Source organism: Actinomadura sp. SCN-SB (assembly GCF_043906805.1).
GTDB lineage: Bacteria > Actinomycetota > Actinomycetes > Streptosporangiales > Streptosporangiaceae > Spirillospora.
In genome coordinates this window covers 1-17,157 of sequence record NZ_JBIMPP010000011.1, presented here as the reverse complement: position 1 = coordinate 17,157, position 17,157 = coordinate 1, and the positions used below count along the sequence as shown (strand labels likewise).

Sequence of the window (17,157 nt, the reverse complement as noted above, 5' to 3'; positions counted from 1 at the left end):
GGACGGCTGAGCCCGGCCGTCGGCGCGGAACGTGTCAGCCGAGGTCGGCGGACGCCGGGGCGGGACGGTCACCGGCCGGGCGGCTGCCCACGGCGAGGGCGGTGAGCTGGAGTCCCTCGACGAGGGCAGTGTCGAGTACGGCGGTGACCGGGGCGGCGCGTCCGGACGGCCCGCGATCGGCGGTTCCGAACGCCTCGACCGCAGGCGGCTGCTGGGCGCGGGCATCGGAGCGGGCGCGGCACTGGCCCTCGGCTGCGGCGCCACCGCCCTCGCGCGCACGACCGCCGCCCGTCCCGGCGGGCGGGCGCTGCGGATCGGCTACCTGCCCATCACCGACGCCTCCCCGCTGCTGATCGCCCACGCGCGCGGGCTGTACGAACGCTTCGGCGTGCGGGTGGAACGCCCCGTGCGGTTCCGCGCCTGGGCCGAGCTCGCCCAGGCGCTGGTGGCCGACCGGGTCGACTTCGTGCACCTGCTGATGCCGTTCGCGATCCAGCTGCGGTACGGGATGATGCCCTCGCTGCGGGTCGTGGCGTGGAACCACACCGGTGGACGTCGACCGCGGCTTCCTGACCGGCATCGACCCGGCGGCCGTCCACGGTGAGCTGGTCGACGACCGGTTCGTCCGCGCCGCGATCCGGCTCTCCGGTGGGCCCACCGCGTTCGGCCTGCCCGCCACCCTGACCAGGACCGAGGAGGTCGGCACCGGATGACCATCGACCAGAGGACACCCGCCACCACGCACGCCGCCCCGGACACCTCCGTGGCCACGGCGCGCACCCGCGCGGTCCTGTGGCGGCTGGTCCCGATCGCCGTCGCGTTCGCCGCGTGGTGGCTGCTGACCACCGTGGCGGGCGCCGGAAGCCCGCTCCTCACCGGATTCGCGCCGCAGCACGCGCTGCCCGCGCTCGTGCGCGGTGTCCTGGACGGACCCCTGCTCCCGGACGCCGCCGCCAGCCTGTGGCGCCTGATCGCCGGTCTCGCGCTCGCCGCCGCGGCGGGGATCCCCGTGGGCCTGTCGTGCGGGCTGCTGCCGAGCCTGGAACGCTCGACCCGCCCGCTGTTCCAGTTCACCCGGATGATCTCGCCGCTGGCCTGGGCGCCGGTCGCGGTCGCGCTGTTCGGCGTGGGACACCAGCCCGTGGTGTTCCTGGTCGCGATGGCGGCGGTCTGGCCCGTGCTGCTGAACACCACGGCCGGAGTGCGCGGCATCGACCCCGCCTTCCTCCAGGTCGCCCGTTCGCTCGGCGCGACCCGGTGGGAGGTGATGGCCACGGTCGTGCTGCCGGCGATCCGCCCGTAGCTGCTCACCGGCCCGCGTCTCGCGCTCGGGGTGGCCTGGGTCGTCCTGGTCCCCGCCGAGATGCTCGGGGTGAGCTCCGGCCTGGGTTATGCCGTCCTCAACGCCCGCGACCAGCTCGCCTATGACAGGCTCATGGCCGTGATCCTGATCATCGGTCTGCTCGGCTTCCTGCTGGACGCACTGGCCCAGCGCGTCCTGACACCCCGCCGCGGAACCTGACCGTCCTCCGGTGACCTCGGTGTCCAGGGAGCCGGGCGGCCGCTTCACGGCGGCCGCTCTTCCAGTGGTGTTCGTACCGATCTGGAGCAGCGGGTACTTGGCGGGGACGATCGGCGCGCGCAGCGGGGCGTCGCTGGCGCTGGTCGCCTGGCGGTTCCTGGTCGCGCTCGTCGTCTTGGGCGTGGTAGCGGTGGTCACCCGGGCGCCATGGCCGGTCGGTTTCCGCGTATACGGGCACCTGCTGGCGACCGGCGTGCTGTTGCAGACGGTGCAGTTAGGCGGGGTGTTCTTCGGGCTGGGACAAGGCGTGCCGGCGGGACTGTCGTCGCTGATCCTGAGCGCCTGCCCGCTGATCGTGGCGGCCGTGGCGGTACCGATGTTCTCCGAACGCCTGACACGGCGGCAGTGGGCCGGGCTCGGCCTGGGCCTCGCGGGCGTGGCGGTCTCGGTGAGCGAGAACCTGTCGGGCGGCGCCCACCTGGTGGGTTACGCCTACACGGGCTTGGCGCTCGCCGGGCTCGCCGCGGGGACGCTCTACCAGAAGCGGTTCGGCCGGACGGTCGACCTGCGGACCGGCACCACGATCCAGCTCCTCGGCGCGACCCTCACCACCTTCCCGCTGGCGATGCTGTACGGCGGACTGCACATACCCCTCACCGCGCAGGCCCTCGGCTCGCTCGCATGGCTGGCCGTCGTCAACTCGATCGGGGCGCTCCTCCTGCTGTTCGTCCTGCTCAGACGCGGCACCGGCGGAGCCGCGACCAGCCTGCTCTACCTGGTCCCGCCCGTCACGGCCGTGCTCGCCGTCCCCATCCTCGGCCAGGACCTCACCGCGAGCGTGATCCTCGGCATGGCCATCTCGGGAATCGGCGTCCTGCTGGTCCTGGCACGCCCACGAGTGCGCCCTCGGCAAAAGGTGCGATGCGCGGATGGTTCGCCGTAGGGAAGCGGCATTGCGGTATTCCCTGCTGGAAAAACCCAAAATAGGGGAGTACGGTCGTGTCATGGCGAGCCAGGCCCGTCTCACCTTCCGGGGACACGTCGACTTCTGTCGCGTCGCCAGCGCCCTGTGTCGAAGCCGACGTCTGTCACGGTCCTGAAGATCAGGCGTTCGAGGCATCGACTTCGCGCGCCGTGAACTCCTCGGAAGTGCCGATGTCCTTCGTCAACGGTCCCTCCGGCCGCATCCCCTACCATTTCTGGCCCGCCCGCCGTCCACTGGCCGGGCTGATCTTCCTGCATGGAGCCGGTGATTCCCATCGCTACCACCGGCTCGCCATGACCCTCAACGAACGCCGGGTCAGCGTGCTGGCCACCAACGGTGTCGGCGAGGCCCAGCGCGACGCGCCGCCACACCTGTCGTCCCTGGACGTACCGGCACGTGCCGTTGAGATGCTCGCCGAACGCGCCGCGCGGCGGTTGTCCGGGATGCCGCTCGTACTGGGCGGGCACTCGCTGGGCGGCACCGCCGCCGCGTTGGCCGTAGCGCGTAACGCCGGTCCCTACGCGGGGCTGGTCCTGTCGGGCACCCCGCTCACCAGGCCGCGGCCCAGAGCGGCCCGGTTGCCGGGCGGGCTCGTCAGCATGGACCTCTCCTATCTTCCCGTGGTGGCCGGTGGCGCGTCCGCCCCCGCGGCCCCCGTGCCCCTCGTAACGCCCCGGGCGCTTGAGGTGGCATGGCAGGAGTTGGCCGAGCGATTCGAGCAGGTCCGGGTGCCCGTCCTGTTCGTGCACGGCGGCAAGGACTCCCTCGTGCCCGTCACCGACAACCGGAGCTGGGCCTGCCGCCTCCCCGTGGCACAACTGGCCTGGTTCCCCCGGGCCGGACACGACGTGTTCAACACCGCGGGTCCACCCAGAGCCGCCACCACGGTGGCCGACTTCGTCCTGTCCGCGGCGTTGAGCCAAGCCGTGGCCTGACCACGGTGCCGCCCCATCCATCGACGCAGCAGGAGGTCCCATGAGCGTCACCGACGAACTCATCGCCAACGCCGAGCGGTACGCGGCCACCTTCGACAAGGGAGACCTGCCCCTGCCACCCGCCAAGGGGGTGGCGGTGGTGGCCTGCATGGACGCGCGCCTCAACCCGTACGGGCTGCTCGGCCTGAGCGAAGGAGACGCGCACGTCATCCGCAACGCCGGAGGCGTGGTCACCGCGGACGAACGGCGCAGCCTGGCCATCAGCCAGCGGCTGCTGGGCACCCGCGAGATCATCCTCATCCACCACACCGACTGCGGCATGCTCACCTTCACCGACGACGCCTTCAAGGCCGCCATCCAGGAGGAGACCGGGGTCAAACCCGACTGGTCGGCCGAGGCGTTCACCGATGTGGAGGAGGACGTGCGGCAGTCCATCGGCAGGATCAAGGCCGACCCGTTCATCCCGCACACCGACCAGGTACGCGGGTTCGTCTACGAAGTGGAGACCGGCCGCCTGCGCGAGGTCAAGGCGTAGCCGTTCCAGATGACGACCCCCGGCCCTGGCGCCGGAAAGAACGTCGCCCCCGAGGTGGAGCCGGCGCGGAAGCCCACCTCGGGGACGGCACGCCTGAAGGCGGCGTGCTTCGGACTGGGCGATACTTTGGCGTCCGACGCCGAGCCGGTCAATACACCCGCCTACCGCGAATCACATCGCTGCCAGAGCATCTCCAGCCCCAGCACGATGGCGCACAGAACCCCCACGGACCCGGGGACCGCCACGAAAGCCACATGTATAGGGCTGCTCCGATCCGGCAGGAACAGGTCAGCCCATCCCAGCGCCAACGCCAGCGCGGTGGCCATCCCTCCGATACGGGATGCCCATTCGAACAATCGAAGCTGCAACGGCTTGGAAGACGCCGAGACCCTCGAACGCACATCGATGCTGAAAAAGATCAACAAGATGGCAAGAAACGAGATCAGGCTGACCATGTCGGACGACGGCATCGGACGCATACCGCAACCCTAGTCGAAGGAGACGCCCACCATTACGGAGAGGAAATCCGCACCGCAATAGAGGTCAGCTCTGGAGCATTTCCGCCAGTACCGCGGCCTGGCTGATGTCGACGTTCTTGGTGGCGGTCAGCAGCGTCACCGGCTGGTCGCGGGAGATGCTCCGCAGGTGCTCCAGCGCTTCGGCCCGCTCATCCTCCTGCAACTCGGACCGGTACCGGCGGGTGAACTCGTCGAACCGCTCCGGGTCGTGGCCGTACCACTTGCGCAGCTCTGTGGACGGCGCGATCTGCTTGCACCACTCGTCCACGTGGGCCTTCTCCTTACTGAGCCCGCGGGGCCACACACGATCCACCAGAACCCGCACACCGTCCTCCTGCGCCGGTCCGTCGTAGACCCGGCCCACCTTGACGCGAGCCTTCTTGGCGGCCATGTCGTCTCCTCCTCTTCTCTGGCTCCCGGCTGGAGAGGCTGCCCAGTGTCATGCCCTTTCGCCTGGTCACCTACCCTCGCACGCCCACCCGCGTACTGGCACAAGGCGAGGACCGCGGATGCCATGGGGCTGGCCGTGTCATGTATGGGGATCGACAATCGGGCTATCGGGCCGGAACTCACCGTAGGAGGCGCCGTGGACGGCCTTGGGCTCGACAGAGATGGTCTCTACCAGTACGTCTACCGCTGGCTCTGGTGGCAGCGCCTGCTCAACGGCGTGGCCATGTACGCGGCCTCGATCGCCATAGTCCTGCTCGTGTCGGTCCTGGGATCGCTCGTGTTGCTTCCCTTCGGGCTTGAGTGGCCGGGCTGGGGGTCCCTGTGGCGGGGCTTGGCTGCGCTGTCGGTCGGCGGCGCGCTGATCCTGGGGGTTGTGTCCGCGTTCGTTTTCCGCCGACGTAGGCGAGCCATCCCTGACGGTTTGATACTCGCGATGGGAGAGTCAGGCATTCGCCTCGGCATGCAGGTGGACGTCCACATTCCCTGGGACTGCGTAGAGCGCATCGAGAACATCCTTCGCAATTCCACGCACCTCGTCGTCTGGCTGCGCAAGGATGCGGATCCTCCACCCGGCGTGACGGCCGACCGGGTCGTCTTGAAACTGCAATGGACGATGTTCGACGACAAGTGGCAGGAAATCCGCACCTGGATCGAACGCCTGGCCCCGCACGTGACAATCGTTCCGCTCGACGCATACCTGGTGCCCGTGGAGGCCGACGATGACAACAGGGCACCTGACGGCGGCGCGCGAACCTGACCGGCGCGAGGTCGCCGCACCGTCGATCTGGTTCTCCTGGCGCTTGGCCGCGATCAGGCTTGGTCGTCGTTGGGGGGAAGGGCGAAGACGTCGCCGCGCAGGCAGTTGCTCCTGGGCCCGGGTGACAGGGGGAACGGCTCATTGACCACGATCTCGGCGCGCCAGCCGCCCATCGTGAGGCCGTCCGCGGCATGGTCGGCGAGCCGGTCGTCGGTCGCGTCGCCGAGCAGACCGGCGTGTTCGAGGATGACGAACAGCGCGTCCGCGGCGGAGGTCACCGCCTCAACGGCTTCGGCGGCGTCGGCGCCCGGGTTAAGCTCCCCGTAGATGCGGCGCGCGGCGGCAAGGAGACGGTCGGCATCGGCGACGGTGAAATCACGTCGCAGCCGCAGCGATAAGGACATCCCGGTCGCGAGCGGCTCGTACCCAACCATGTCGCGATCGCCGGCCACGCGGACAGCCTACGGAAGAAGACGCTGCCGAACGGAAGTCATCACCAGCGGCCGAAGACTGAAAGAACTGCGGCTCCCGCCGACAAGATCTCGGCGGCATGAGCGGCCGGGTCGGTCAGGTCTTGATCCGGCGGACGTACTCGTTGTGCGCGGCTCGGACCTCTGCTTCGGTCGGTCCTCCGGACCACGGGCTCGGCGAGCCCTCGCACGCGGACCACGGTCCGCGACGAGTGCTCACGGTGAGCGCGCCGCCGGCATAACGATCTCCGGGCCGAAGATCGCTCATGGTGCGGTCGCGCGCGTGCCGCTCGGGTGCCCCGGTCCGGAAAACCCGCTTGCTAATGTTGGAAATTGCCGATGTTGTCAGTTGGGTCGGCGCGTCGCAATCTGGCGTGAGGGTGAGCGGAAGGGGATCGAGCACGGTGAGCGCGCCGCTGTACCAGCTGAAGGCTGAGTTCTTCAAGACGCTGGGGCATCCGGCCCGGATCCGGGTCCTGGAGTTGCTCAGTGAGCGGGATCACGCGGTGGCCGAGATGCTTCCCGAGGTGGGGATCGAGCCGGCTCATCTGTCCCAGCAACTGGCGGTGCTGCGCCGTGCGGGACTGGTGGTCTACCGCAAGGAGGGCTCGACGGTCATCTACTCGCTGACCAGCCCGCGCGTGGCCGAGCTGCTGGCCGTCGCCCGGGAGATCCTGTCGGGGGTGCTCTCCGTGCAGGCGGAGCTGCTGGACGATCTGCGGGCCGCCGGTACCGCCGAGGGGTCCGGCCGCTCCTGAGCCCGTCGCCCGTGGGACCAGTCCTTCCGCTGTGCCACGAGTTGCTAATGTTGGCAATTGCGCAGGATGCTAGTCCTTCCTGCGGGCTGGCGCCGTGGGCGCGATTCTCACGTTGAGGGGCATGGTGAAACGTCTGCTGCGCAAGATCCGTGAGACGGGCCGGGTCGCGGAGCCGCCGCCCCAGCGCCAAGAGGGCGCATCCCCGGCCCACGTCCGGGAGCTCGGCGGTTCCGTGCAGGTCCGGCACGTGGACGCGGGGTCGTGCAACGGCTGTGAGGTGGAGATCGCGTCGGCGTTCGGCCCGGTCTACGACGCCGAGCGGTACGGGGTGCGGCTGGTGGCCTCGCCGAGGCATGCCGATGCGTTGCTGGTGACCGGGCCGGTGACCCGCAACATGCAGGTGGCGTTGCGCCGAACGTATGAGGCCGTCCCCGAGCCGAAGGTCGTCGTCGCCCTGGGGGACTGCGCCCGGAACTGCGGGGCGTTCGCCGGCGCGTACGGCGTGGCCGGCGCCGTGGGCGACGTGGTGCCGGTGGACGCCGAGGTGCCCGGGTGCCCGCCGGAGCCGGAGGCGATCGTGGCCACGTTGCGAGCGCTTTCCGGCCGATGAGCCTTACGGGTGGGGCGCTGTCCGCTGGGCTTGGGGCAAGTCTGGTCGCCGCTGGGGCGGGGACGCTGCTGCCGCGAAAGGCCCGCCGTGCGGGGACGGCGCTGGGGACGGGTGCCGCGGGGGCGGCGGGCGTGGTCGCAGGGGTGGCGGCGCTGACCGGGCACTCCTGGGAGGCCAGGGTGCCGGATCTGCTGCCGCTGGCCGGGGTCTGGTTAGCGGTCGATCCGCTGAGCGGGGTCTTCCTCGCGGTCACGGGTGCGGTGGCGGTGTGCGTCGCCGTGTACGGAGTTGGCTACGCCCGCCCCGGATCCGATGGTCCGGGTCTGGACGGCCGGATCACCCAGGCGATGGTCCCGTTGTTCGTGGCGGCGATGCTGCTGGTGCCTGCGGCGGCCAGTGTGAGCACGTTCCTGGTCGCCTGGGAGCTGATGGCGCTGGCCTCGCTGCTGCTGGTCGTGGCGGAGCATCGGCGGCGGGTGGCGGTGGCCGAGGCCGGGCTGTGGTACGCGGTGATGACGCACCTGGGCTTGGTGGTCATCCTGGCCGGCCTGGCCGGGTTCGCGGCGGCGGCGGACGGGGAGACGTTCGCGCGGCTGCGCGTGGCATCCGAGGGCTTGTCCTCGCCGGTGCGCGACGCGGTGTTCGTCGCGACCTTCGTCGGTTTCGCGTCGAAGGCGGGCATCGTGCCGCTGCACGTGTGGCTGCCGCGCGCCCATCCCGAGGCGCCGAGCCACGTGTCGGCGCTGATGAGCGCGGCGATGGTCAACCTGGGCGTGTACGGGATCGTGCGGGTGGGGTTCGACCTGCTGGGAGGCGGCCCCGTCTGGTGGTGGCTGGTGGTGCTCGGGGCGGGCGCGGTGTCGGCGTTGTACGGGATCTTGCAGGCGGCGGTGGCCACCGATCTGAAGCGCCTGCTGGCGTACTCGACCTGCGAGAACATGGGTCTGGTGCTGGTGGGGGTCGGCGCCTGCGGCTTCTTCGCCGCCTTGGGGGCGCGTCCGCTGGCGGCGCTGGCGATGACCGCCGCGTTGCTGCACCTGGTCAACCACGCGGGGTTCAAGACGCTGCTCTTCCTGGCGGCGGGTTCGGTGCTGCACGCCACGGGGACCCGGGACCTGGACGCGCTGGGCGGGCTGCGGTCGCCGATGCCGGCCACCACCGTGCTGTTCGGCATCGGGGCGCTGATGGCGTCGGCGCTTCCGCTGGGCAGCGGGTTCGTGAGCGAGTGGCTGCTGGTGCAGAGCCTGATCCACGCGTTGCCCTCGGGCGGCACGATCGCGGCGGTCGTGATGCCGCTGGCCGTGGCGGTGGTGGCGCTGTCGGCGGGCCTGGCGATCGCCACGTTCGTCAAGGCGTTCGGTGTGGGCTTCCTGGCCCGGCCGCGCACCCGTGCGGCCGGGCAGGCCCACGAGAGTCCGGCGACGATGGTGGCGGGGATGGCCATCGCGGCCGTGTGCTGTCTGGCGCTCGCGCTGGCCCCAGGCTGGGCGGCGTCGGGTTTGTCCCGCGCGATCGCGGTGGCGGCCCCGGGGCCGGAGGCGGTGACCGGCGCGGCGACGCTGCACTTGGCGGGGCCGGCGAGCACCATGTCCCCGCTCATCATCGCGGTCGCGCTGCTGGTCGCGGTGGTCGGGCTGGTCGCCCTGCTGCGCGCGGTCGCGTCGCGGCGGGCGCGGCGGCGCGCACGCCTGTGGGACTGCGGTGCCGGACCGATGTCGGCGCGGATGGAGTACACCGCGACCTCGTTCGCCGAGCCGCTGCAGCGGGTGTTCGACGACGTGCTGGCGCCCGAGACCGACCTGGACGTCACGCCGCGCGCCGAGTCGGCGTACCTGGTGGAGCGCGTGACCTACCAGGCGCAAGTGGGTGATCGGATCGAACACCGGCTGTACCGGCCGGTGCTGGCCGCGGTGGCGTGGACCGGGCGGGCGGCACGGCCGCTGGCCAACGGCAGTGTGCACCGCTACCTCGGGTACGGGTTCTCCGCGTTCACCGGCGTGCTGATCGTGCTGGCGGTGCTGCGGTGAGCACGATGGTCGCGGGTACGGTGGCGGCGGCCGCCCAGGTGGCACTGGTGGGTGCCGGGGCGCCGCTGCTGGTGGGCGTGATGCGGCAGGTGCGGGCCCGTCTGGAGGGACGTGCGGGGGCCGGTGTCCTCCAGCCGTGGCGGGACCTGCGCAAGCTCCTGCGCAAGGAACCGATCACCCCGGACGGCACGGGCCCGGTCTTCCGGATCACGCCGCTGGTGCCGGCGGGCACGGCACTGGTGATCGCGGCCGTGATGCCGATCGCCACCACGGCGTCGCCGCTGGACGGCGCCGCGGACCTGTTCGCGGTGACCGCCCTGCTGGCGCTGGGCACGGTCGCGCTCGCGCTGGCCGGGCTGGACACCGGCACCGCCTTCGGCGGGATGGGCGCCAGCCGCGAGATGACGGTGATGGCGCTGGTCGAGCCCACCATCCTCGTGTCGATCTTCGCGTTGTCGGTACGGGTCGGCTCCACCAACCTGGGCGCCATCGTCACCTCCACGTTGCACGACCCGCAGAGCGTCGTCTCCCCGGTGAGCGTGCTGGCCGCGGTCGCGCTGGCGGTGGTGGCCATCGCCGAGACCGGGCGGATCCCGGTGGACAACCCGTCCACGCACCTGGAACTGACGATGATCCACGAGGCGATGGTGCTGGAGTACTCCGGCCCGGACCTGGCACTGGTGGAGTGGGCGTCGGCGATGCGCTTGACGATCCTGCTCGGCCTGGTCGCCAACCTGTTCGCGCCCTGGGGGATCGCCGGCGCGTCCCTGGCGATGCTGCCCATCGCGCTCGCCGCCTTCGCCGCCAAGGTCGCGCTGCTCGGCGGGGCCCTCGCCGCCGGTGAGGTGTTCATGGCCAAGCTCCGCATGTTCCGCGTGCCCGAGCTGCTCGCCGGCTCCTTCGTGCTGGCGCTGCTGGCGGTCGCCGCGTCCTACTTCCTGGCGGCCCCGTGAACCACACCCTGTACGTGCAGCTACTGGACCTGGCCTGCGGGGCGTTCCTCCTCACCGGGGTGCTGGTGCTGTGGCGGCGCGACCTGGCCGCGATCGTACGGCTGTTCGCCGCCCAGGGCGTGGCGCTCGCCTGCCTGGTCGCCGTGCTCGGTGTCGAAGAGGGCGACCCGGAGGTGATCGGCCTCGCGGCGGGCATAGGGCTGCTGCGCGCGGTCGCGCTGCCCTGGCTGCTGCGCCGCGCCATGGGCGCCGGCGGCGCGGTGCGGGAGACCGATCCCCGGGTGAACGTGGCCGCCTCGCTGGTCATCGCCGCCCTGCTGGCCCTGCTCGCCTACGCCGTGACCCGCCCGGTGGTGAGCCTGGCCCCCTCGCCCGCGGTGCAGGCGGTGCCGGTCGCCCTGACCGTGGTGCTGATCGGCTTCTTCGTGCTGGTCACCAGGCGGCGCGCCCTGTCGCAGGTCGTGGGGTTCCTGCTGGTGGACAACGGCATCACGGCGGTGGCGTTCCTGACCACCTCGGGAGTGCCGCTCATCGTCGAGCTCGGGGTCTCGCTGGACGTGCTGCTGGCCGTGCTGGTGCTCCAGGTGCTGACCGCCCGGATCCGCGCCGCGTTCGGCGACACCGACCTGGACGACCTGCGGGAGTTGCGGGACTGATGACGCTGCTGTTGATCGCCCCGGTCGGGGCGCCGGCGCTGGCGGCCGGTGCGTACGCCGCCCTGGGGTGGCGGCGCGCCACGGCCTGGCTGGGCACCGTCGCCGCCGCCGCGCTGCTGGCCAGCGCCGTGGCGCTGGCCGTCCGCGCCATGGACGCGCCGGTCACCGGCCTGGGCGGGCTGCTGCGGGCGGACGCCCTCAGCGCGTTCATGCTGATCGTGATCGGCGCGGTCACGCTGCCGGCGATGCTCACGAGCCCCGGCTACCTGGACGCCGAGCACGCCGCCGGGCACAGCACCGCACGGGACATGCGCCGCTACGGGGTTCTCACGCAGGGGTTCGTCGCCGCGATGGCGTTGGCGGTGCTCGCCTCCGGGCTGGGCGTCCTGTGGATCGCGATCGAGGCCACCACGATCCTGACCGCGTTCCTGGTCGGCCACCGCCGCACGCGCAACGCCACCGAGGCCGCCTGGAAGTACGTGGTGATCTGCTCCACCGGTATCGCGCTGGCGTTCCTCGGCATCGTCCTGCTGCACTTCGCCGCCCGGCACGCGCACGTCCCGTCCTCGGGGGCGCTGGACTGGATGCGGCTTTCCGTACACGCCGGGCAACTGGACCCGGACGTGACGCGCCTGGCCGCCGCCCTGCTGATCCTCGGCTTCGGCACCAAGGCGGGCCTCGCGCCCCTGCACGCCTGGCTGCCCGACGCGCACAGCCAAGCCCCCGCACCCGTGTCCGCGCTGATGTCCGGCGTCCTTCTGCCGGTCGCCTTCTACGCCGTCCTGCGGGTCAAGATGATCGCCGACGCCGCGCTCGGCACGGGTCCCGCGCGGACGCTGCTGCTGATCCTCGCGCTGGCCTCGCTCGGCATCGCCACCATGCTCCTGCTGGCCCAGCGCGACTTCAAGCGGATGCTCGCCTACTCCAGCATCGAGCACATGGGCCTGCTCGCCCTGGGCGCCGCGATCGGGTCACGCCTCGCCGTGATGGCCGTGCTCTTGCACATCCTCGGGCATGGCCTGGCCAAGTCGGTCGCCTTCCTCGCGTCCGGGCACATCCACCAGGCCGTCGGCAGCAGCCGGATCGACGCCGTGCGCGGTCTCGCCGCCCGCTCCCCGGTCGTGGCCTGCGGGTTCGGCGCGGCCGTGATCGCGCTGCTCGGCTTCCCGCCGTTCGGCCCGTTCGCGAGCGAACTCGGCGTCTTCCGCGCCGGTTTCGCGGCCGGGCTCGGCTGGGCCGTCGCCGCCGCGCTGGTCCTGCTCCTGGTCATCACCGCCGCCCTCGCCGCCCGGACGGGCGGGATGCTGCTCGGCGCCCCGCGGACCGGCCCCGGTGCCGCCGCCTTCCCCCTCCGACCGTCCAGAACGGGGACGGCGGCCCTCGTCCTGGGGCTCCTGGGGTGCGCCGCGATCGGAATCGGCCTCGGCCCGCTGCACGACCTTCTGGACCAGGCCGCCGCCGTCCTGGGAGCACACCGATGAGCTCGACCGACGACGTGGCCGTGCCCCGGCCGGAACGTACCAGCGCCGAGATCGACGCCGCCGCGCTACCGGAACAGGCGGCCGCCCTGCTGGGCGACGGCGCCCGCCTGGCCCTCGTGGCGGCACACCAGGATCCCGGCGGCCTGCGCGTGGTGTACCTGTTCACCCGCACCGGGCCGGACCGCCGCACCGAACTGCACGTCCGCCTGGACGCCGCCGATCCGACCCTGCCCAGCCTGGCCGGCATCAGCTTCCCGGCGGGCCGCTTCGAACGCGAGATGCACGACCTGTACGGCATCGTCCCGCAGGATCATCCGCTTCCGCGCCGCCTCGTCCGCCACCACCACTGGCCCCGCGGCTGGTACCCGATGCGGGACGACGCCGGACCACCACCGCGGTTCGGCGACCCGGAAGGGCCCTACCCGTTCGTCCAGGTCGAAGGCACGGGCGTGTACGAGATCCCGGTCGGGCCCGTGCACGCCGGGCTCATCGAACCCGGCCATTTCCGCTTCTCCGTCGTCGGTGAGAGCATCCTCAAGCTCAAAGCCCGCCTGTGGTTCGTCCACAAAGGCATCGAGAAGCTCTTCCAGGGACGGCTCCCCGCCGACGCCGTGCCGCTCGCCGAGCGCGTCAGCGGCGACACCACCGTCGGCCACACCCTGGCCTTCTGCCTGGCCGTCGAAGAGGCCGCCCAAGCGCGTATCGCACCCGAAGCGCAACGCGCGCGGGCGATACTGCTGGAACTCGAACGCCTCTACAACCACGTCACCGACCTGGGCGCGCTGTGCAACGACGTGGGCCACTCGATCCTCAACGCCCAGTTCGGCCGCGTCCGCGAGCGGCTGCTCCGCCTCAACGCCCAGGTCACCGGGCACCGGCTGCTGCGCGGCGGCGTCCACCTCGGCGGCGCCGTCCTGCGCGCCGTCCCCGACCCCGGGACGCTGGGCGCCATCGAGGCCGACATCGGCGAGATCGTCGAACTGGCGCTCGGCCACACCGTGGTCGCCGACCGCTTCACCGGCACCGCGCCGCTGAGCACCCAAGCCGCACGCGACCTGGGCGCCCTCGGCTACGTCGCCCGCGCCAGCGGACTGGACGCCGACGCGCGCCGCGACCACCCCTTCGCCGACCTGCGCGCGGCACCGGCCGTCCCGACCGCCGACACCGGGGACGTGCTGGCCCGCTTCCAGATCCGCGCCCGCGAGATCACCGCCTCCATCGCGTTCATCAACGAGCTGACCGGCGACCTCGGCCCGGGTACCTACGGGCAACCGCTCGCCTCACCACCCGCCCCGCCGACCGGCCCGGCCTCCGGCGTCGGCATCGTCGAGGGCTGGCGCGGCACCATCGTCCACCGCGTCGAACTCGCCCCCGGCGGCACCCTCACCCGCACCAAGATCGTTGACCCCTCGTTCTTCAACTGGCCGGCCCTGCCCATCGCCCTGACGGGCGCGATCGTCCCCGACTTCCCCCTGGTCAACAAGAGCTTCAACCTCTCCTACGCCGGCAACGACCTGTGACGTGACCCGGCTCGCGACCAGCGGTTCCGCACGTCGGCCGATGCCCTGGCTCATATGAGGGTTTTGTGGCAGCATGAGCCGCCTACCTGTTTCCGGCCGGTGGTCTTTGGTCCGCATCCCCGCCTCTGCCGATCGCCGCCGCTCATGACGAGGAGTGATATCCGGTCATGCAGGGTCTCCCGGATTTCCAGCACTTGCTCGGCATCGACATGGAGGCCGTGGCCGCGAAGGCACGGCGCGTCGCCGAGCAATCCGCGGCACTCAACGAGCGGTTGTCCGGGCTCGTCGGGCGCGCCGAGAGCCAGGACGGCCGGGTGCGGCTGGCATTCTCCCCTGAACAGGGATTGCCCGAGCTCCACATCGATCCGCGGGCGATGCGGATGGGGTCGGAGGAACTCGCGGAGACCATCCAGCGGCTCACCCGGGAGGCCGTGGCGGATCTGGAACGGCAGAAGCAGGAGGCGGCGCGACAGGTCTACGGGAACGATCCGGAGGCCGCCACCCCACCCGACGCCGAGAAGCTGAAGGAATCGCTTCAGGACATGAACGACATCTTCTCGGGCCTGTCCAAGGACACGACCGCCCTCATGGACGAGGTACGCAGGCGCCTAGGCCAGTGACGTCACGCCGCACGGCCGGCGGTGAAGAGATAAGCCAAGACCGTGTCCGCCACGAGGCCGGAGCAGCCCGGCTCCAGCCGTAGCGCCCAGGTGCGGCGGCGATACCGGGCGAACCTTCCAAGCTCCGTCCCATCCGGGGCCGCGATGCGGTGAACATTCCCGGTCTGACCGGGGGCGCCCACGATCTCCGCGAGAAGCCGGCCATCCGCGCTCTCTATCCGGGGCCGTCCCGACTGGAGAGCGAGGTGCGGAATTCTGGCCTCGACGGTCAACTGGCCGGGCTTCAAGACCCGGACTTCATCGTCGCCCCAGGTGAGACTGAAAGACGCTTGGCCGTCGGAACGCCGCACGGTCGCGAAGCGCCCAGTGCCCAGGGACGGTGATTCCGGGTCACCGAACCGGAGGGAAGCGTACTCCTGCCCATCGGGACGCCGAGCCATGCTGTGATCGACCAGCAGAGTGAGCGCCGGTCCGGAATCAGCGAGGATTCCTTGGGCGACCCGTGCCACCTCGCGGTTGACGAACCGGCTCATCACCACGATCGCGGCTGCCCCGGCCAGGAACAGACCGGCGGCGAAAAGGAGCGGCGCGTCCTGCCACAGACTTCCGGCGTGAACGCCGAACACACTGGACCGCGCCTTAACAGACGTTCCCTTGTCATCGATGTCGGTGTGCGCGACCTCGCCGGAATGCCGCCTCCCTCGCGAGTCGTTCCACGACCCCTGGCATTTCCAGCCACTGCGCGAGTGCGAGCATTGCTCGACCGTCACCCGCACCTCCTGGCCCCACAGGTGCGTGTAGATCACCGTCCCCGCCCACAGCGGGAAGGCCAAAAGGACGGGTGCCACCAGAAGCGCGACCCGCCGGCGGCGAGCGCGGCCGATCAACTGTCCGGCGGGTCGTCGAACAGGCCCTCGTCGCGCCTGTTGTAGTCGGGAACGCGCTTCTGGATCTGGTCGGTGAGGTTGCCTCCGGCCACGCCGCTGACCGTGCCGCCCGCCCCGAAGCCACGCTGGCGTCCGGGCACCGGGTTGGGCAGCCGCAGACCGGGGTCGCCCTTCCCGAGGGTGGGCCCGCCGGTCTTCATCCCGGCCACCATGATCATGCGCTCCAGCCGGGACAGCGTGCCCCAGATCATGTTGTCGGAGGCGTCCCGCAGACCGCCCGCGAAATCGTCGAGCGCCGCGTCGTTGCCATGCGCCTTCTGCCACGCGACGTCCAGCGCCATCGCGGCCGTGATCACCGCGGCCCCACCGGCGGCGACCTTGGTGACGATGCCCGACACCGTCTCCAGGTAGCTGGTGCACTCGACGGCGATCGAGGACGCCTGGGCGAGCGCCGCGGGGTAGGTGAAGACACCGGCCATGGCCGCCGCCACATAGACCGCGCAGGCCACCAGAATGGCGGCGATGACGCACATGCACACCACGACCAGGAAGAGCAGCGCGCCCGTGATGGTCATGGAGGTCCCGACGGCGAACGCGAGCTGCTTGGAACCGGTGAGCTGCGACCGGTACTCGTCGATTCGCTCGTCATAGGCCCGGCGATCGTCACCGGACCACTCGGTCTCGGGAAGGCCGGTGTTGTTGGCGGCCTCCTGAGCGGAGCCCAGCTTGTCGTAGTTCTCCAGCCACTTCATGCCCGCGTCGAAGATGGCCTCGGGATCGCACTGATTGAGGTACATCACGATCGCGGTCGACCAGGCGGGCGGAACGAAGATCGCGCTGGCCTGCGTGGCGACCAGGGCCGTCAGCGCCGCGCTGCTCGTCGTGGACATCGGGCTCCAATCCCGCCTCAGGGACGGCTGAGCGTGCTCTTGACCTCCGCGGAGGCCCAGTTGGTCGCCGAAACGGCGAGCAGGTCACGGAACCTGTTGAGCACCTTCTTCTTGGTCTCCAGATCCTCCTCCGCGACGTCGATCGCCGCGGTGTAGGCCATCGCCAGGACATACGACGTCGCGGTGAAATTGCTCTGAGTGACTCCCCGCGACCCCTGGAGGTTGTTCCATGCGGCCTGAAGATGCTGGTTGACATTGCGATGCAGATCCCGGCCGTGCTGCGCCATCCGCTCCGGCGCCGCCCTGCGGTCCGCTCCGTCACCCGGACTCATCCGCACCCCCACGTCCGCGCCCGCACTCCTGCCGCGCGCCCAACAGCCTAGACCGCAACCCCTCAAAAAGGCACCTCCTCCCCCACCAAACCCTACGAAGAGCCCAAACGGCTGCACAAAGAAACAGCGAGCTCAAACGGGCCAACGAGATCCTCTGCACTGCCAGCACGATTTCCGCTCGCGAGCTCAGCCGGTTTTGTCCATGCCAGACCCAGTTCGCTTACAGACAATGCTGCCCCCGTGCCATCACC

Annotated in this window: 22 protein-coding genes; 16 read left to right on the top strand and 6 right to left on the bottom strand. The window is 71.0% G+C overall.

What is annotated here, in order from left to right:
* Window positions 1-31 precede the first annotated feature (31 nt).
* From ACGWYJ_RS09620 to ACGWYJ_RS09590, 7 genes are all read left to right on the top strand, one after another.
* Window positions 32-604 (top strand): ABC transporter substrate-binding protein, encoded by a 573-nt coding sequence (locus ACGWYJ_RS09620; protein ID WP_395105336.1) that lies wholly within the window; start codon window positions 32-34, stop codon window positions 602-604.
* Complete coding sequence (locus ACGWYJ_RS09615) at window positions 549-713, top strand: hypothetical protein (RefSeq protein WP_395105335.1); 165 nt, start codon at window positions 549-551, stop codon at window positions 711-713. Before ACGWYJ_RS09620 ends, ACGWYJ_RS09615 begins: the two co-directional genes overlap by 56 nt.
* Window positions 710-1,303, top strand: coding sequence for an ABC transporter permease (locus ACGWYJ_RS09610; RefSeq protein ID WP_395105334.1), 594 nt, complete (start codon window positions 710-712; stop codon window positions 1,301-1,303). The genes ACGWYJ_RS09615 and ACGWYJ_RS09610 overlap by 4 nt, the downstream gene beginning before the upstream one ends.
* Window positions 1,304-1,333: 30 nt before the next feature.
* On the top strand, window positions 1,334-1,522 hold the full coding sequence (locus ACGWYJ_RS09605; protein ID WP_395105333.1) for a hypothetical protein: 189 nt from the start codon (window positions 1,334-1,336) through the stop codon (window positions 1,520-1,522).
* Between the two features lie 10 nt (window positions 1,523-1,532).
* Window positions 1,533-2,465 (top strand): DMT family transporter, encoded by a 933-nt coding sequence (locus ACGWYJ_RS09600; RefSeq protein ID WP_395105332.1) that lies wholly within the window; start codon window positions 1,533-1,535, stop codon window positions 2,463-2,465.
* 212 nt (window positions 2,466-2,677) lie between these two features.
* Window positions 2,678-3,442: an alpha/beta hydrolase gene (locus ACGWYJ_RS09595; RefSeq protein WP_395105331.1), complete on the top strand. Its 765-nt coding sequence runs from the start codon at window positions 2,678-2,680 to the stop codon at window positions 3,440-3,442.
* A 40-nt stretch (window positions 3,443-3,482) separates the two neighbouring features.
* The gene (locus ACGWYJ_RS09590; RefSeq protein WP_395105330.1) at window positions 3,483-3,977 is read left to right on the top strand and encodes a beta-class carbonic anhydrase; all 495 of its coding nucleotides are present in this window, start codon (window positions 3,483-3,485) and stop codon (window positions 3,975-3,977) included.
* Between the two features lie 161 nt (window positions 3,978-4,138).
* On the opposite strand, the gene ACGWYJ_RS09585 is transcribed toward ACGWYJ_RS09590, so the two are convergent.
* The gene (locus ACGWYJ_RS09585; RefSeq protein WP_395105329.1) at window positions 4,139-4,432 is read right to left on the bottom strand and encodes a hypothetical protein; all 294 of its coding nucleotides are present in this window, start codon (window positions 4,430-4,432) and stop codon (window positions 4,139-4,141) included.
* A gap of 88 nt (window positions 4,433-4,520) precedes the next feature.
* Entirely contained in the window at window positions 4,521-4,886 is a 366-nt protein-coding gene (locus ACGWYJ_RS09580) for a DUF488 domain-containing protein (RefSeq protein ID WP_395105328.1), read from the bottom strand.
* Window positions 4,887-5,009: 123 nt separating this feature from the next.
* On the opposite strand from ACGWYJ_RS09580, the gene ACGWYJ_RS09575 reads away from it, so the two are divergent.
* The gene (locus tag ACGWYJ_RS09575) at window positions 5,010-5,702 is read left to right on the top strand and encodes a hypothetical protein (protein ID WP_395105327.1); all 693 of its coding nucleotides are present in this window, start codon (window positions 5,010-5,012) and stop codon (window positions 5,700-5,702) included.
* A gap of 53 nt (window positions 5,703-5,755) precedes the next feature.
* Here ACGWYJ_RS09575 and ACGWYJ_RS09570 read toward each other — a convergent pair whose 3' ends face one another.
* Window positions 5,756-6,154: a hypothetical protein gene (locus tag ACGWYJ_RS09570; protein ID WP_395105326.1), complete on the bottom strand. Its 399-nt coding sequence runs from the start codon at window positions 6,152-6,154 to the stop codon at window positions 5,756-5,758.
* Window positions 6,155-6,576: 422 nt separating this feature from the next.
* Between ACGWYJ_RS09570 and ACGWYJ_RS09565 the strand changes: the two genes are divergently transcribed.
* The 8 genes from ACGWYJ_RS09565 (at window position 6,577) to ACGWYJ_RS09530 (ending at window position 14,797) form a co-directional block, all read left to right on the top strand.
* Window positions 6,577-6,930, top strand: a complete 354-nt coding sequence (locus ACGWYJ_RS09565; protein WP_285702006.1) for a helix-turn-helix transcriptional regulator — start codon at window positions 6,577-6,579, stop codon at window positions 6,928-6,930.
* A 121-nt stretch (window positions 6,931-7,051) separates the two neighbouring features.
* Window positions 7,052-7,540, top strand: a complete 489-nt coding sequence (locus ACGWYJ_RS09560) for an NADH-quinone oxidoreductase subunit B family protein (protein ID WP_395105325.1) — start codon at window positions 7,052-7,054, stop codon at window positions 7,538-7,540.
* Entirely contained in the window at window positions 7,537-9,567 is a 2,031-nt protein-coding gene (locus ACGWYJ_RS09555; protein WP_395105324.1) for a proton-conducting transporter membrane subunit, read from the top strand. The genes ACGWYJ_RS09560 and ACGWYJ_RS09555 overlap by 4 nt, the downstream gene beginning before the upstream one ends.
* A gap of 5 nt (window positions 9,568-9,572) precedes the next feature.
* Window positions 9,573-10,520 (top strand): respiratory chain complex I subunit 1 family protein, encoded by a 948-nt coding sequence (locus ACGWYJ_RS09550; RefSeq protein WP_395105530.1) that lies wholly within the window; start codon window positions 9,573-9,575, stop codon window positions 10,518-10,520.
* A complete protein-coding gene (locus ACGWYJ_RS09545; RefSeq protein WP_395105323.1) occupies window positions 10,517-11,176 on the top strand; it encodes a hypothetical protein in 660 nt (219 codons plus the stop codon). Before ACGWYJ_RS09550 ends, ACGWYJ_RS09545 begins: the two co-directional genes overlap by 4 nt.
* Window positions 11,176-12,657, top strand: coding sequence for a proton-conducting transporter membrane subunit (locus ACGWYJ_RS09540; RefSeq protein ID WP_395105322.1), 1,482 nt, complete (start codon window positions 11,176-11,178; stop codon window positions 12,655-12,657). Before ACGWYJ_RS09545 ends, ACGWYJ_RS09540 begins: the two co-directional genes overlap by 1 nt.
* Window positions 12,654-14,177 carry an NADH-quinone oxidoreductase subunit C gene (locus tag ACGWYJ_RS09535; RefSeq protein ID WP_395105321.1) on the top strand — a complete coding sequence of 508 codons (1,524 nt, stop codon included), beginning with the start codon at window positions 12,654-12,656 and terminating at the stop codon, window positions 14,175-14,177. Before ACGWYJ_RS09540 ends, ACGWYJ_RS09535 begins: the two co-directional genes overlap by 4 nt.
* 167 nt (window positions 14,178-14,344) lie before the next feature.
* A complete protein-coding gene (locus ACGWYJ_RS09530) occupies window positions 14,345-14,797 on the top strand; it encodes a YbaB/EbfC family nucleoid-associated protein (RefSeq protein ID WP_395105320.1) in 453 nt (150 codons plus the stop codon).
* A gap of 2 nt (window positions 14,798-14,799) precedes the next feature.
* On the opposite strand, the gene ACGWYJ_RS09525 is transcribed toward ACGWYJ_RS09530, so the two are convergent.
* The 3 genes from ACGWYJ_RS09525 to ACGWYJ_RS09515 form a co-directional block, all read right to left on the bottom strand.
* The gene (locus tag ACGWYJ_RS09525) at window positions 14,800-15,603 is read right to left on the bottom strand and encodes a hypothetical protein (protein ID WP_395105319.1); all 804 of its coding nucleotides are present in this window, start codon (window positions 15,601-15,603) and stop codon (window positions 14,800-14,802) included.
* A 77-nt stretch (window positions 15,604-15,680) separates the two neighbouring features.
* A complete protein-coding gene (locus ACGWYJ_RS09520) occupies window positions 15,681-16,574 on the bottom strand; it encodes a hypothetical protein (RefSeq protein WP_395105318.1) in 894 nt (297 codons plus the stop codon).
* 17 nt (window positions 16,575-16,591) lie between these two features.
* On the bottom strand, window positions 16,592-16,906 hold the full coding sequence (locus ACGWYJ_RS09515) for a hypothetical protein (protein ID WP_395105317.1): 315 nt from the start codon (window positions 16,904-16,906) through the stop codon (window positions 16,592-16,594).
* Window positions 16,907-17,157: the final 251 nt, after the last annotated feature.

Excerpts from the sequence above, each read along its gene's own strand:
- ACGWYJ_RS09520 (WP_395105318.1), bottom strand. The coding sequence starts at position 16,574 with ATGTCCACGACGAGCAGCGCGGCGCTGACGGCCCTGGTCGCCACGCAG.
- ACGWYJ_RS09555 (WP_395105324.1), top strand. The coding sequence starts at position 7,537 with ATGAGCCTTACGGGTGGGGCGCTGTCCGCTGGGCTTGGGGCAAGTCTG.
- ACGWYJ_RS09590 (WP_395105330.1), top strand. The coding sequence starts at position 3,483 with ATGAGCGTCACCGACGAACTCATCGCCAACGCCGAGCGGTACGCGGCC.
- ACGWYJ_RS09515 (WP_395105317.1), bottom strand. The coding sequence starts at position 16,906 with ATGAGTCCGGGTGACGGAGCGGACCGCAGGGCGGCGCCGGAGCGGATG.
- ACGWYJ_RS09585 (WP_395105329.1), bottom strand. The coding sequence starts at position 4,432 with ATGGTCAGCCTGATCTCGTTTCTTGCCATCTTGTTGATCTTTTTCAGC.
- ACGWYJ_RS09540 (WP_395105322.1), top strand. The coding sequence starts at position 11,176 with ATGACGCTGCTGTTGATCGCCCCGGTCGGGGCGCCGGCGCTGGCGGCC.
- ACGWYJ_RS09610 (WP_395105334.1), top strand. The coding sequence starts at position 710 with ATGACCATCGACCAGAGGACACCCGCCACCACGCACGCCGCCCCGGAC.
- ACGWYJ_RS09535 (WP_395105321.1), top strand. The coding sequence starts at position 12,654 with ATGAGCTCGACCGACGACGTGGCCGTGCCCCGGCCGGAACGTACCAGC.
- ACGWYJ_RS09580 (WP_395105328.1), bottom strand. The coding sequence starts at position 4,886 with ATGGCCGCCAAGAAGGCTCGCGTCAAGGTGGGCCGGGTCTACGACGGA.
- ACGWYJ_RS09595 (WP_395105331.1), top strand. The coding sequence starts at position 2,678 with ATGTCCTTCGTCAACGGTCCCTCCGGCCGCATCCCCTACCATTTCTGG.
- ACGWYJ_RS09530 (WP_395105320.1), top strand. The coding sequence starts at position 14,345 with ATGCAGGGTCTCCCGGATTTCCAGCACTTGCTCGGCATCGACATGGAG.
- ACGWYJ_RS09575 (WP_395105327.1), top strand. The coding sequence starts at position 5,010 with ATGGGGCTGGCCGTGTCATGTATGGGGATCGACAATCGGGCTATCGGG.
- ACGWYJ_RS09560 (WP_395105325.1), top strand. The coding sequence starts at position 7,052 with ATGGTGAAACGTCTGCTGCGCAAGATCCGTGAGACGGGCCGGGTCGCG.
- ACGWYJ_RS09550 (WP_395105530.1), top strand. The coding sequence starts at position 9,573 with ATGGTCGCGGGTACGGTGGCGGCGGCCGCCCAGGTGGCACTGGTGGGT.